The organism is Vibrio halioticoli NBRC 102217 (genome assembly GCF_000496695.1).
GTDB lineage: Bacteria > Pseudomonadota > Gammaproteobacteria > Enterobacterales > Vibrionaceae > Vibrio > Vibrio halioticoli.
Genome location: NZ_BAUJ01000029.1, coordinates 49,923 through 64,795 on the forward strand (window position 1 = coordinate 49,923; position 14,873 = coordinate 64,795).

The following is a 14,873-nucleotide window of genomic DNA, read 5'->3' on the forward strand; positions in this document are numbered from 1 at the left end:
ATGGCTAAAGCACGTATACAAAGACAAATAAACACAGCCACACCACATCCACAAAGTGCCAATACCAACTGCCTGCTTGAAACCCAAAATGATCTTTAGCGGTAAAATGGTCTTTGCTGATCCTAAATAAAAGCACAATCAGAAAAATCGTACCGATAAACACATGCATGCCGTGAAAGCCGGTCAGCAAGAAGAAGGTGTTGCCGTAAATCCCAGATTGCAGGGTCAGCCCCATATCTTGATAGGCATGAATGTACTCTTCTGCTTGGAAGAACAAAAAGAACCCTGCCAACACTATGGTGAGCTCTAGCCATACCACCAGCGCCATGCGTTTATTTTGTTCAAGGCTGACATGCGCCATGTGCAAAGTGACCGAAGAGAGTAATAAGATGATGGTGTTTTTTAATGGCAACCCTTGCCAGCCCATCGCTTGAGTGGTGTCTCCAGCAGGTGTTGTGGTTAAGGGCCAAATCGCCTCAAAGGTGGGCCACAAGACTTCGTGAGTCATCGCGTTATTATCGGCGCCGCCAAGCCAAGGCACGGATAACATTCGAGCGTAAAATAGCGCGCCAAAGAAAGCGCCAAAGAACATCACTTCCGAGAAGATAAACCAGCTCATGCCTTGGCGAAAAGAGCGAGTAATTTGCGCGCTGTAATAGCCAGATAATGACTCTTGCACTACATTGGTAAACCACCCTGCCAATACCACCAAAAGAGCAATAGAACCTAAAGCCAACAGCCAAGGCCCTAACAAGCCTCCATCGTGCATGCTCTGTACGGTTAACCCCGCTCCCACGGCAATAAAAAACAGAGCAAATGCTGCCACAAGTGGCCATTGGCTTTGTGCTGGAACGTAATAAGCTTGGTGCTTGTCACTCATAACGCATCTCCTTGCGTGTCATATGACGACGTCAGTTGCCCCGATACAGCAGAGGACGCGAGTTTAGGATCATCAACGCTGTCACTGATGTCGTATAAGGTATAAGACAGAGTCAGCGTATGGATTGAATTAGGCAGTTCATGTTCTACATAAAAAATTAAAGGCAGCTCCGCTTGTTGCTGAGCATTGAGTGGTTGCTGATTAAAACAAAAACACTCAATTTTATTAAAATGGGTCGCCCCTAAACCAGGGCTGACTGACGGCACAGCTTGCGCCACTAGCGCCAGTTGCGATTGATTCGTCGCAATGTAGGCGGTGCGGATAATTTCACCCGGATGCACGTGCATGACTTTTTTCTGCGGCTCAAACGCAATGGGCAATCCCGGAGGAATATGCGATACAAACTCCACCTTGATCGTGCGCGACTCATCTACTTGCATCGCGGTCGGTTGTTCGGCAGCCACAGTTGAAGTCTTACCGTTGATACCCAGTTGTTCACACAAAATGTCGTACAGCGGCACTAACGCAAAGCCAAAACCAAACATACCGAGCGTTGCTGCGCACAGTATTAATGTGAGCTTTTTATTCGACATGCGTTGCTTGGTAGAGGCTCCCTTAGACATAAGCGCATCAATCCACTTTCGGCGGCGTAGAAAAGGTGTGGTGAGGCGCTGGGCTTGGCACTGTCCACTCCAAACCTTCGGCTCGCTCCCAAGGTTTGGCCGGCGCTTTTTCGCCGCCTCGTACACATTTGATCACTACCCATAAGAAAAGCAGTTGTGATAAACCAAAGGCAAATCCGCCAATTGATACTATCTGATTCACATCGGCAAATTGAATCGCATAATCAGGAATACGCCTTGGCATTCCCGCCAGTCCCAAGAAATGCATCGGGAAGAACAAGATATTGACCGACACCACTGATGTCCAAAAATGCCATAAGCTAAGGCGCTGGTTGTACATATTGCCGGTCCATTTTGGCAGCCAATAATATGCCGCCGCCATAATGGAGAATACCGCTCCTGAAACCAATACATAATGGAAATGCGCCACTACAAAGTAGGTGTCATGGTACTGAAAATCCGCAGGCACAATCGCCAACATCAACCCAGAAAAACCGCCGATGGTAAACAGCACAATAAAGGCTATCGAAAATAGCATTGGGGTTTCAAAAGTGAGTGCACCGCGCCACATAGTTGCTACCCAGTTAAACACTTTTACCCCTGTCGGCACCGCAATCAGCATGGTGCAGTACATAAAGAACAGCTCGGCAAACACCGGCATACCTGTGGTAAACATATGGTGCGCCCATACCAAAAATGACAGCAAAGCGATGGAACAAGTGGCGTACACCATAGAGTGATAACCAAACAACTTTTTACCGCTAAACGCCGGCACAATTGCCGAGATAATGCCAAACGAAGGCAAAATCATGATGTACACCTCTGGGTGACCGAAGAACCAGAAAATATGTTGGAACATCACCGGATCGCCGCCACCTGCGGCATCAAAAAAGCTCGTGCCAAAGTATTTATCGGTCAGCACCATAGTCACTGCGCCCGCTAACACAGGCATCACCGCAATGAGCAAAAAAGCCGTAATTAACCAAGTCCATACAAACAGCGGCATTTTCATCAATTTCATGCCCGGAGCACGCATATTGAAAATGGTCACGATCACGTTGATCGCCCCCATAATTGAGCTGATCCCCATGATATGCACCGAAAATACAAATAGTGCAGTACTGTCAGGGCCATAAGTGGTGGAAAGCGGCGCGTAAAAAGTCCAACCAAAATCGGGACCGCCGCCGGGCATAAACAATGAGCTTAATAAAATTAAAAACGCAAAAGGCAAAATCCAAAAGCTGAGGTTATTCATGCGTGGCAGCGCCATGTCTGGCGCACCGATCATCATCGGGATCATCCAGTTCGCAAGCCCAGTAAAGGCTGGCATAACCGCGCCAAAAACCATTATTAGCCCATGCACTGTGGTCATCTGATTAAAAAACTGTGGATCAACCAGTTGTAAGCCCGGCTGAAATAGCTCGGCGCGAATGATCATTGCCATTGCGCCGCCAGTAAAGAACATGATCAAGCTAAACCACAAATAAAGCGTACCGATATCTTTATGGTTAGTAGAATAGATCCAACGAGCTAACCCTTTGGCTGGGCCGTGATGATCATGATCTGCGGTATCGGCCGTTGTGCCTGCGCTAACGCTTTGCAGTTCATCACTAGCTGTGCTCTTGTATGTAGAGGCTTTGTCGTACTCTTTCATCACTCACCCTCCACATTAGTTTGTGCATTTATTTGCGTTGCCACATCAGACGCTTGTACAAGATCGCCGGTGTTGTTGTCCCACGCATTGCGCTCATAAGTCACCACAGCGGCAATTTCTTCAGCGGTGAGTTGAGTACCAAAGGCTTGCATAGCCGTGCCACTCACCCCATTGACGATAATGTCGATATGTCCGTTTACGTCACCCAGCACCACAGTGCTACCTTTCATAGCTGGGAACACATTGGCTACACCTAAACCATTGCTTTGATGACATACCGCGCAGCGCCCTTCGTATACCTCTTTTCCCAGTGTCATGAGCTCATCCATACTCAAGGTTTTTTGTAATGCTTGTTGCTGCTGACGTTTTTGCTCTGCTAACTGCTGCTCTTTATCGGCAATCCAAGCGTCAAATTCATCGGCCTGCACCGCCTTCACCACAATCGGCATAAAGCCATGGTTACGTCCGCATAACTCGGCGCATTGCCCACGATAAATGCCCGGTTTATCAATTTTGGTCCACGCTTCGTTTATAAACCCGGGAATCGTGTCTTTCTTAACTGCAAAATCGGGCACCCACCATGAATGAATCACATCATCAGAAGTCATTAAGAAACGGATTTTTTTACCTATTGGCAGCACCAGAGCGTTATCCACTTCCAGTAGGTAGTGCTCGCCTTTTTTATCAGTACCTTCGATTTGTTCATTGCTGGTAGAAAGGTAACTAAAGAACTCCACATCATGCTCAAAGTAGCTGTAATGCCATTTCCATTGCGAACCGGTAATTTTAACGGTCAGCTCTGATTCACTGGTGTCTTCCATTTCAATCAAAGTTTTGGTGGCAGGAATTGCCATACCGATGAGGATTAAGATGGGTATCACGGTCCAAATAATTTCCACTTTCGTGCTTTCGTGAAAATTGGCCGCGACTGCGCCTTTTGATTTTCGATGCTTAATGATGGAGTAAAACATCACCCCAAATACCACCACCGCAATCGCGACGCAGATATAGAAAATAAGCATGTGTAAGTGGAACACTTTACCGCTTATTTCCGTGACCCCTTGGGTCATATTGAAGGATGAAGAGGAACTTAGAGAAGGCTCTGATAGTGGTGCAGTTTCAGCAAAAGCGGATGACGATAACATCAATTGCACACCCACAACAACGCTACAAGAGCGCAGTTTTAGATTAGTGATGATTTGCTTAAATGATCGCATTACTGTGTGGTCATGCATTAGCGTATCACCCTCCTGGTGAACTAATTCATTTGCCTCAATGCATATCTGAACGGCCATAATCAGGTATGCGCACCCTAAAAAACCCCACATGCTCTATAGATTATCTAAGTAATCCTTCGAGACCACCATGTTACATTTGTGTTAATAAATGCTAGTTTAGATTAAATAACAATCAAGCAATCTGTGAAATTACATTTCAACATCAGCAAAATACACCTTTGTTAACTATACTGATTTAGATATTGATAAATCTGTAACCCTATATTTTTAAACCACTTTTAAGAGACCTCCACATGAGTAAAGGATTACTGCTACTGGTACTGTTGTGTAACGTCTTTGCCGGTGTCGCCACCGCTGCTGAGACTAACCAACTATTGAAACAACAAGATAAATTTTCACAACAAATAGATAAAATTGAAAACTCAACTGGCGAACAAGCCCTATTTCTAGAAGATGTATTGCGTCGAAAAAATGGGGTTTTGCGAGATGAAATCGCCAATCTAGTGGTTCAATCTCCAGACTCAGAAATATTAAAAACTCTGATCCCAGCACAAGCCACCATGCTACAAGCGTTAATTGTTCATGCCGATGGACAAGCACAAGAATTGTTTAAACAAGCAAGGGATGCGAATGAAGCTGACAAAGCCGAATATCAGTTTTTAGCTCAGCAACGAGTGGGCAGTGTTGATATCTATTACACCGAACTTGCCACCACCTTCAACTGGGCAGAAAAACTCAATATCAAACTCGACCCAACCAGTTTTAAAGAAGACTTACAAAAGCGCAGTGAAGTTTTATATGACATTGTTATTTATCTAGATAGCCGCAAAAAAGCGTTAGATCAACGAAAGTTGTATACCACCGAAGAAGATAAACCGGCACTGGAAAAGCAAATCGTTGCCCTAGCACAACTGCAACGCTACCTACTTGCTAGCATGAACAACACCGTAACTCTTATGTCTGATTTTGGGCTAGATGTGACGGAATATAAGCAAACCCTATTTGCCATGACCGGAGATATCAATGCTGATATTTTGGATGTGAATGTGGCTCTAGGTCTATTCCAAGAATGGCTAGACTCTTTTAAAGACTGGGCATTTGATAACTCACCGTCCATATTGGTGAAGCTACTGGTGTTCTTGGGCATACTTTGGGCTACGCATATTCTGTCTAAACTGGTCGCTAAACTGGTGAAAAAGAGCGTTTCGCACTCGAAAATGGATTTCAGTGTGTTAATGCAAGATTTCTTTATTTCCATTGTCTCCAAGGCTGTGACCTTTATTGGTCTGCTTATCGCCCTATCGCAAATCGGCATTAACTTAGGCCCACTACTAACAGGCTTTGGTGTAGCGGGTGTCATTATCGGTTTTGCCTTGCAAGATACGCTGTCTAATTTTGCTTCTGGTTTGATGATTCTGATCTATCGTCCTTTTGATGTAAAAGACTTAGTACAGGTGGCAGGGATACAGGGTACGGTCAGCCACATGAGCTTAGTTTCGACCACCATACGAACGTTGGACAACCAAACATTAGTCATTCCCAATAATAAAATCTGGGGTGACGTTATTAACAACATGACTTCAGAACGTGTGCGCCGCGTGGATATGGTGTTTGGTATTGGTTACGCTGACGACTTTGATTTTGCTATCGAAATTTCGAAAAAGGTACTGCAAAACCACGACAAAGTGCTTAAACATCCAGAACTGAATGTACGTGTGCATACATTAAATGAATCGTCGGTTGATCTGATTGTACGCCCTTGGGTAAGAACCGATGATTACTGGGACGTGTATTGGGATGTCACCGAAGAGATAAAACGTCAATTTGATGCAAATGGCATTACCATTCCTTTCCCACAACGAGATGTACATATCTATAAAACGGATCAAGCGTAACTAGAAATACAATGATGTGAAAAAGCAAAATGGTGAGGATTTATTCTCACCATTTTTATTTTCTAAAGTATTTAAACTAATCGTACTAAATAACGGATCATTCTAGCTTGTTAAAATGCTCGGTAACTGCGTTAGTTCTGATCACTTACTTAGTGAGATTGGTATTATTTGAGTGTTCAAAAACAGCAAAAATACAAAAGAAAAACCCCGAGAGCTTTCGCTCTTCGGGGTTATGACCTTACTTGCAGCAATCCGGCTACTAAAAGTGCTCCATGCATCTATTCCATGATAAGTATGCTTATCCTAAGCTTAATCCTTTCACGCCTTCCTAGCGGTGTCCAAAGCCCTATCCTGGCAGACCAATATCCTTACTGGTATTACTCACTTGTTCCTTGAGCGGTGTCCCTTACATCATCCTGATGTTAATCCTTCCTCTATCCTAGAGGTGTCCATTGCTGTCCTTTGCAAGTTACCATCCTAGTAACTTCTGTGTCCGTACAATGTCCTAAATCCTTTTCAACAACCTTCCTAGCTGTTGCTCTTCATCCTGAAGATTCCTTAATGTCTGCTCCTTGCCGACAACTAAAGTTTCGCTCTTTTTCGCCTTGCCCACAATAGACATAGGACTTTGTTAACCTGCTTATTTTATCGACATTATAATTAAAGTGTTATTTTTCAATTATTTAAGTAATTTCAACGGCTTTTTCTGGTTAATATAGTCTCATTGTCTCACGCATTTGTGAGAGATCTCTTACAAACAACGTAGTCATTTGAGCGATAAATGCCTAAACATCCATTTCCAAAAACGCATTTTAATGCTCTTTATTAGATGATTTACTCTTATATCAATACATTTTACGTCGCAATATGGTGGCTAAATAACCTAAAACTCGCTCTTCTTCGTTAAAGTTGCATCTTATTTGCATCAATACAAAATCTCGCATATGTCGCAAAAACTAGAAACTTCATCATGAATAAATACATATTACTACTGAATAGTATTGCTATTTGCCTAGCTAATACCGTATTCTTCCACCGCTAAATATGCAAAAAGTAAAACTAAGATTTCACATCAACAACAGTAGCAAGCGTGAGCCTAATAATGCAGCAAAATAACCATACTCAATCGATACATAACAGCGACAACCCGCCGAAAAAAGGCAACTTTTGGATGTTCTTTATTCCCTCTATTATAGGGTTATTCTTATTTATGGCTCCCATCAGCTTCGATGGGAATTTAACCATACCTGTTGCTGTACTCGCTAAAACTCTGCAATCTGTATTAGAAAGCCAGTTAATTGCAATTATCACACTTATCATCGCTAGCATGGCCATCGCCTCACTACTGTGCGCCATAAAAACACCACGTTTTATTGCGGAAAATAGCTTTCTCAACGGCTTATTTAAACCTTCTCCTTTATGGCTAACCGTCAGAGTGATTGGTGGACTAGCCGTTAGCATGACCTATTTTCAAATAGGTCCAGAAGCGATTTGGGAAGAAAATACCGGAGGATTAGTCTTAGATGGACTGCTGCCAACGCTATTCTCTGTATTTATTTTTGCTGGATTATTACTGCCATTGTTACTGAACTTTGGCTTACTTGAGCTATTTGGCACTCTGTTAAGTAAAATCATGCGTCCTCTTTTCAATCTGCCTGGACGTTCTGCGATTGACTGTATCGCCTCATGGTTAGGTGATGGCAGTGTCGGTATTTTGCTAACAAGCAAACAATACGAGAAGAAATTCTATACCCAACGTGAAGCGGCAGTGGTCGGTACTACCTTCTCTGCGGTCTCAATTACATTTAGCTTAGTGGTTATCGCGCAAGTGGAACTAGAACACCTGTTCTTGCCTTTTTACGGTGCAGTTTGTTTAGCCGGCCTAGTTGCTGCGGTAATTATCCCTCGCTTACCGCCACTGAGTCGCAAAAAAGACCTTTTTATTGATGGCACGGCGCCCGATCATGATGCAAATGCAATCCCAAGTGGCCACAGTACGTTTTCTTGGGGGCTGGATTTAGCGCTTTACAAAGCAGGTCAAGTAACCTCAATCAGCAAAGTTGCCAAAGAAGGCGTTAAAAATGCAGTAGATATGGTGTTTGGCGTATTACCTGTGGTGATGGGGCTTGGCACAATTGCCTTAGTTATCGCCGAATACACCTCTATATTTGCGATTTTGGGTAAACCTTTTGTCCCTTATTTAGAGCTGCTGGCTATTCCTGAAGCGGTCGCAGCTTCGCAAACTATCGTGGTTGGTTTCGCGGATATGTTTATCCCTGCCATTCTTGCCGCTTCTATCGATAGTGAATTGACTCGTTTTGTTATCGCAGCCATGTCAGTGACACAGCTCATTTATATGTCTGAGGTAGGCGCATTGCTACTGGGCAGTAAAATCCCCGTGAATATTGGCGAGCTATTTGTCATTTTTATTTTGCGTACCTTAATTACCTTGCCGGTGATTGCTGGTGTCGCGCATCTGATTTTTTAAATCTGTCATGATAAAAAAACGCCCGCATACCGGCAGATATACGGGCGTTTTGCTTTTTCTATGAGATTAATTATTGGCATCCATACGAGCTGCTTCCCAACCTTGTATGGCCACTTTTCTATCACTGCCCCAACGGAATTGTCCTACATCACCATCACCACGAATGACGCGGTGACAAGGAATTAAAAAACCTATGGTATTTGAGGCGACCGCACTTCCGACGGCTCTTGATGCTTTAGGCGAACCGATTTTTTGCGCTACTTGTGCGTAGGAAAGTAGCTGCCCTGATTGACTATTTACCAGCGCTTCCCACACTTTTACCTGAAAATTGGTTCCTTTTACAATCAGATGGATTTTATTGCCTGACCCTGAGAATACCGACTCCGATATTGGCTGAGCGTCGCTCTGATGAAAACTTGCTAGCGGCCATTGCTGCTGCAAAATAGCAACGGTTTGTGACACATCTTGATCGACAAATTGTAAAAAGCAGATGCCTCTTTCTGTCCAACCTATCACCGCAGTGCCAAATGGCGTTGTTGCACAACCATATTTAATCACCAATTCAGCACCTAGATTTTTCGCTTCGCCTGGCGTCATCGCTTCACAGGAAACCAGCAGATCATGCAATCGTCCCGTGCCAGACAAACCTACATTATCTGCTACTTCTAACAGCGTATCTGAGGTTTTTAACACTTGCAGTGCACGCTGCTTGGTCATTGATTGCATAAATCGTTTCGGTGAAATACCTGCCCACTCAGTAAATATTCGTTGCAGATGAAATTCACTTAAATGAACATGCTCAGCGATTTCAGACAAACTCGGCTGATGCTGTAAATGTTGTCGAATATAGACAATCGCTTTTTCTACGGTTTCGTAGTGTCGCTGCTGGCTAATGTTCATGTTGTTCCTTTCGCTTTAAATTCAGCATATTTTTGACTGAAAATCCGGTGACTAGCATAGTTCCACCAATAACAAAGAGTGCGCCTAAAGCGGTGTTCCACCCTACGCTCTCGTTCAAAAATAGGTATCCCCAAAGAATACCAAAAAGAGGAATTAGAAATGTCACTGATAATGCTGATGGTGGGCCCACATCTTCAATCAATCGAAAATACAGTAAATACGCCAGCCCTGTACACACAACCCCAAGCAATATTACCGAGATCGATATTTGAAGATCGGGCATTTCGCGAATGGGCATAAAGGGTAACAAAGGTAATATAATCAAGCACGCCGCCCACATACTGCCATGCGCATTATCAAACGACGATATTTTGGGAGCATTCTTCGCATAGTTGCTGGCAATCCCATAACAACATGCCGCCATCACTCCAGCCAACATTGCCATAGTTGAGTCTTGCGCCAAGTGGTTGCTATCAAAGCCTACTAAGATAAACACCCCAATGACACCGCAGAGTAAACCAATAACAATCTTAAAGGTTGGCATGCTACGTGACCATACAATCGCAATTGCCGCCCCCCATATTGCCGCAGTTGAGTTAAGAATAGACAGTATCGAAGCTGGTAAAGTTTGCGCCGCATAAGCGAACAAAAGGAAAGGCAACGCCGTATTAAAAAAACCAATAATGAAGAAATGTTTTTTGTGTGATGAAAAATTGATGCTTTTCCTCATATAGACCGCCACTAATAACAAACTGATGGCCGCAAAAAACACCCGTGCTTCCATTAAATAAGCCGGTCCTAGGGCATTGGCGGAGATTCGCATAAACAAAAACGAGCCTCCCCATATGGCCGCAAGGCATATCAGTCGTAGCATACTTGGGATAGTCAAAATAAGTCGCCTTTCAATAATGATCCGATTGTAAACATATAGCCATTCTCCTGTAGCGCCCTGCAAATGGCTCTTAGCCAAACAAAATAAAGGCAACATGAATGGCATATTGCGATGCAGTGAGTGTGGGTTCAAACCTAATAATACTCAACCCGATTCTTGCTCAATTGATTTGTTCTTATTCAAGAAGTTTTTTCATCAAGCACAGCAAATAACGCAACAAAATGTAGACATAAAAGCAACAAACGTGATGCAGATCCTATTTGCAAACAATTGATTTACAGTTTTCACATATAATTAAAATTAATGAAACCTTTTGGTTTAACAATAAGTTAATATGAATATTAGCGCACAACATACGCACTTTTTCATATTAAGACTTAACTTAATATCTACTGATAGGGATTTCAGCCGATGAAAAAACTCTGCTTAGCTGCTTCACTGATTTTGGCTATACCAACTGCTTCACTTGCAACAGAAAGTTCAACATTTCACTCCCACTTATACGGTGGTGTAAACATGGGTATGACCAACTGGGGAGGACTTGGTGCTGGTGTTACCGATGTAACTGGTGTCGACGACCCTAACTTTGCATGGGGTGCATTTGTAGGTCTACATACGCTTCCATGGCTTGCATTCGAATTAGGCTACCAAAATCTTGGAGAAGCCGATCTTACCGATGTTTCGGGAAGCTATGATGCGCAAACTATTAACTTTACTGCTAAGTTTTCTCATACGGTTGCTGAAAATACCTCTATCTACGGCAAGGTAGGTACGCAATGGTATGACTGGAATGCGAATGGCTCAAATGTCGCTGAAAGTGATACAGGATGGACTCCTCATTTGGGTATGGGGGTTGAGTATAAATTTAATAAACACTGGTCCGGCGCTTTAGATTACACGTGGTATAACGACATTGGTGGTCCCGACATTAACTATTTCGGCATCGCAGCAATCTACCACTGGCACTAACCACCACACATATACCATTTAATTGCTCTCCAAAATGGATGGATAGCACTTATTTCACACAGGAGGAATATCGTGAAATATAAACTAATTGCATTAACTGTCAGTGGCGTTCTACTCGCTGGATGTGGCAGTGACAACGAAAACCGAGTCGAGCCTACTAGCACATCAGTTCAAGCATTCGACGGCGCTATTCGATACTTAGATACTTACATGGATTGTGCTGGCGGCGGTTGGGACTTCGTTGGCGAAACCGGTGGTAAAGGCCTTATCAATATCGGTAAAGGGAACTACCCACTATTTGATGAAGATCCAACCCAATGTGATATTGCCTTTGCTGAATCTCGCTTTGCTAGCGGTGGTGGCACTAATGACGCTATCGATGAAAGCAACAGTAAAGACATGACCAAAGTCTTGTATACGGTTCCTGGAGAGTTAATGACTGCAGGTCAACCGATTGTAGGCACACCATATACCACGCTTATCGCACAAGCCATTGAAGAAGATACATCTGGCCTATCGGTTACCGAGATCATTGATAAAGTGTTTGCTGATACCCTGCCTGAAGGTACAACGCTATCTAGTGAGCAAAAATCACTACTACTGAGCGATCCACAAGCGGCGCTTGATAGCATGGATGCGGCAACGTCAACCAGTGTACAAGCATCGACTATGATTCTTTCTGATGCCATTGTAGGCGCAGAAGAGCAAGGTGGACGTGATGTTGCTGATATTGCCAATGTCACCAAAACATTAGCGACTTCGCTAGCGGCGCAAGATAACTTCCCAACCAATGCTGCAGGTGAGCCAACGTATGTAGATTATACCGAAGACCTTGATGACGCTGACACCTTTGACGCTACCGTGGCAGCTGACCCTAACCCAGAGACTCCTCTACCGCCAAGTACAGCCGCGGGTGCGGGTGATCCTCTACAAGATGGTGAAGTAATCGAAGATGAATTGCCACCAACAGATATCCCACCAGTAGATGAAGAACAACCACCAGCTACTGGCGGTACTGGCGGTAGCGAAGGCTAATCTCGCGCCCCACAATAACGCCTCTTAACGGAGGCGTTATTTATTCCATCGACACACCAATTAATACCCTAGGATATGGATGTTCCTATGCCCACAGATTCTATCCCTGCAAAGGTTTCTCGCACAGTTATCGCGTCTCTCATCGCAACTCTCAGTTATCCTGTGTTCGCTCAAGTGGATATTCTGCCTTCTCAACAAGGTTTTAGCGGTCTTATTTTTACGCCCAATGCACAAACATTAGCAACAGGGCGCGGCAGTGCGCAATTTGCTCAAGGCGTACCTTATCAAAATAGCATCGCCGAGCTGGACAGCTGGTATGTCAATGCCGGTGTATTTCCTCATTTAGAAGTAGGCAGTCGTATCGTTACTGCAGAATACGATTCCAATTGTTTTACCGATGGATGTGGCATTCGCGATCTATCGGCGACGGCTAAACTTCAGATGCCGTATTTAGAAGAATTTTTAGGGTTTAACCTAGCATTCGGCGCTCAAGATATCGGCGGCGCCGCCAGTAACTTTGATGCCTATTTTGTAGTTGCCGATACTGAAATAGACGCATTTAATCTTCGCCTTAGTGGCGGTTATGGTAAGTCTGAGCTCAGTTTAGGGGTACTTGATGGACCGTTTGCCGGGGCTGAATGGCAACCGTTTGAATTTATTCAACTCGCTGGTGAGTATGACGCTCAAGAATTTAATGCTGCTGTGCGTCTGATGACACCAACAGATATGCTGCCTTATGGCGCTCAGCTAGCGGCTCAATATCAGCTCTATTCTGGACATGAAAATAAAGACCAAACCCTATGGGGCGTGAGCGCGTCTGTGCCCTTCTTTGGCGATACCTTTACTCGCCAAAAATACTCCGACGTTAAACCAAATACTCAAACCCAAGTACAAAGCCAACTTGCACACAACGAGGCGAGCAGTCTCACGCAACTTATTGGCAAGTTAGAGCAAGAAGGATTCGTCAATATTAGTGTCGGTAGCAATCTCGATACCCTGGTTATTGCTTTAGAAAATAAGCGTTATCAACACAACGCTATGGACGGTGCAGGCGTCGCGTTAGGGATTATTTCTGCCTACGCAGGTGAAGGGGTATTTGCCGACCTTCCAAGAGGGACCAGCAAAGCGCAAAAAGTAGATTTGGTGCTACTTAAAAACAAATTACCTATGTTAGCAATTAACACAGAGTTGCAATGCTATCGTGATTTTCTGCAAGTCGGCACTGAGTGCTCACACACGGCATTCTCCACTGAAAACCTCACCGATAAACTGGCAATGACCACTTGGCTCTATGAAGTCAGTAACGATGGATTTGGTTATAGCGAGATCACTTTTGCACCGGTAATGAATTATGCCGTGGCTACCGAGTACGGTTTTTTTGACTACTCCATTGGCCTAGGAACCAATTTGTATACGCCATTATGGAAAGGCGGCGCTATCGATGTTCGTCATATCCTGCCCATTGCTAATAGTGATGATTATGACGAGGGGTATTACGCACGAGGTGCACTGGAAAACCAAATTGACCGCGCTCTACTTCATCAAGCCTTTAACCTTCCTGCCGATATGATGACGCAATTCAGCTTAGGTTTAATTCGTGGTGATTATTATGGCGGACAAAATGAGACTCAATGGTATAGCGCGCAAGGAATGCATAACTTAGGCTTTGAAGTGGGATACTTTACCGCTAGCGAAAGCACCGACCCAGAAGCCCGTACACCGTTATTAGCGCATTATCGCTTATCCGTTGCACAATGGAATTGGCAGATGCAAGTGCAAGGCGGCGAGTTTTGGGGTGGCGATCAAGGCGTTAAGGCCACCTCTAGCCATTGGCTTGGTGATACTCGTTTAGATGCCAGTTATCTCAACAGCGAAAGAGAGCAGTTTGTCACTTTTAATGTCTCAGTCCCTCTTACCTTCTGGCGTGGAATGCAACCACAACCCATCACAGTACGAGGCACAAGTGAGTGGAACTTTAGCGTACAAACTCGAGTGGGTGAATCCCACAATCAGCTCAATACCGGTTTAGGGAAAACGGCCAGTAACTATCATAATTTAGACCGACAATATTTTGATAGAGCTCGACTTAACCCAAATTACTTTGAACACAACCCTACCCGTCTTAGAAACGCTTACCTGCGCTACTTAGATGAAGTCATTTACGAATAGTTTTATTGATCAATAAATACGTCAGAAAATTATAATGACTGTCTCGTCCTCAATGTGTAAACACATTTCAGGACGAGACAGACAATAGATAAAAGCCCTTTAAGTTACTATATATAATACCAATCACACT

General features: G+C 44.0%; 11 protein-coding genes. 5 read left to right on the forward strand and 6 right to left on the reverse strand.

What is annotated here, in order from left to right:
- Window positions 1-4: 4 nt before the first annotated feature.
- From VHA01S_RS10145 to coxB, 4 genes are read right to left on the reverse strand one after another with little or no spacing between them, the layout of a single operon-like run.
- A complete protein-coding gene (locus VHA01S_RS10145) occupies window positions 5-880 on the reverse strand; it encodes a cytochrome c oxidase subunit 3 (protein WP_023404269.1) in 876 nt (291 codons plus the stop codon).
- The gene (locus VHA01S_RS10150) at window positions 877-1,503 is read right to left on the reverse strand and encodes a cytochrome c oxidase assembly protein (protein WP_023404270.1); all 627 of its coding nucleotides are present in this window, start codon (window positions 1,501-1,503) and stop codon (window positions 877-879) included. Before VHA01S_RS10150 ends, VHA01S_RS10145 begins: the two co-directional genes overlap by 4 nt.
- A gap of 7 nt (window positions 1,504-1,510) precedes the next feature.
- The gene (ctaD, locus tag VHA01S_RS10155; protein WP_023404271.1) at window positions 1,511-3,157 is read right to left on the reverse strand and encodes a cytochrome c oxidase subunit I; all 1,647 of its coding nucleotides are present in this window, start codon (window positions 3,155-3,157) and stop codon (window positions 1,511-1,513) included.
- Window positions 3,157-4,302 carry a cytochrome c oxidase subunit II gene (gene coxB, locus VHA01S_RS10160; RefSeq protein WP_205530092.1) on the reverse strand — a complete coding sequence of 382 codons (1,146 nt, stop codon included), beginning with the start codon at window positions 4,300-4,302 and terminating at the stop codon, window positions 3,157-3,159. Before coxB ends, ctaD begins: the two co-directional genes overlap by 1 nt.
- A gap of 386 nt (window positions 4,303-4,688) precedes the next feature.
- Here coxB and VHA01S_RS10165 point away from each other — a divergent pair, with 386 nt between their 5' ends.
- Together VHA01S_RS10165 and VHA01S_RS10170 are read left to right on the forward strand one after the other, a co-directional pair.
- On the forward strand, window positions 4,689-6,290 hold the full coding sequence (locus VHA01S_RS10165; protein ID WP_023404273.1) for a mechanosensitive ion channel family protein: 1,602 nt from the start codon (window positions 4,689-4,691) through the stop codon (window positions 6,288-6,290).
- A gap of 1,102 nt (window positions 6,291-7,392) precedes the next feature.
- Window positions 7,393-8,778: a YjiH family protein gene (locus tag VHA01S_RS10170; RefSeq protein ID WP_039970627.1), complete on the forward strand. Its 1,386-nt coding sequence runs from the start codon at window positions 7,393-7,395 to the stop codon at window positions 8,776-8,778.
- A 66-nt stretch (window positions 8,779-8,844) separates the two neighbouring features.
- On the opposite strand, the gene VHA01S_RS10175 is transcribed toward VHA01S_RS10170, so the two are convergent.
- The gene (locus VHA01S_RS10175; RefSeq protein ID WP_023404275.1) at window positions 8,845-9,678 is read right to left on the reverse strand and encodes a methylated-DNA--[protein]-cysteine S-methyltransferase; all 834 of its coding nucleotides are present in this window, start codon (window positions 9,676-9,678) and stop codon (window positions 8,845-8,847) included.
- Complete coding sequence (locus tag VHA01S_RS10180; RefSeq protein WP_373277898.1) at window positions 9,668-10,567, reverse strand: DMT family transporter; 900 nt, start codon at window positions 10,565-10,567, stop codon at window positions 9,668-9,670. Before VHA01S_RS10180 ends, VHA01S_RS10175 begins: the two co-directional genes overlap by 11 nt.
- A gap of 414 nt (window positions 10,568-10,981) precedes the next feature.
- Here VHA01S_RS10180 and VHA01S_RS10185 point away from each other — a divergent pair, with 414 nt between their 5' ends.
- From VHA01S_RS10185 to VHA01S_RS10195, 3 genes are all read left to right on the forward strand, one after another.
- Window positions 10,982-11,539 (forward strand): outer membrane beta-barrel protein, encoded by a 558-nt coding sequence (locus VHA01S_RS10185; protein WP_023404277.1) that lies wholly within the window; start codon window positions 10,982-10,984, stop codon window positions 11,537-11,539.
- 72 nt (window positions 11,540-11,611) lie between these two features.
- Window positions 11,612-12,574, forward strand: a complete 963-nt coding sequence (locus VHA01S_RS10190; protein WP_023404278.1) for a hypothetical protein — start codon at window positions 11,612-11,614, stop codon at window positions 12,572-12,574.
- 87 nt (window positions 12,575-12,661) lie between these two features.
- Window positions 12,662-14,743, forward strand: a complete 2,082-nt coding sequence (locus VHA01S_RS10195) for a YjbH domain-containing protein (protein ID WP_039970629.1) — start codon at window positions 12,662-12,664, stop codon at window positions 14,741-14,743.
- Window positions 14,744-14,873 lie beyond the last annotated feature (130 nt).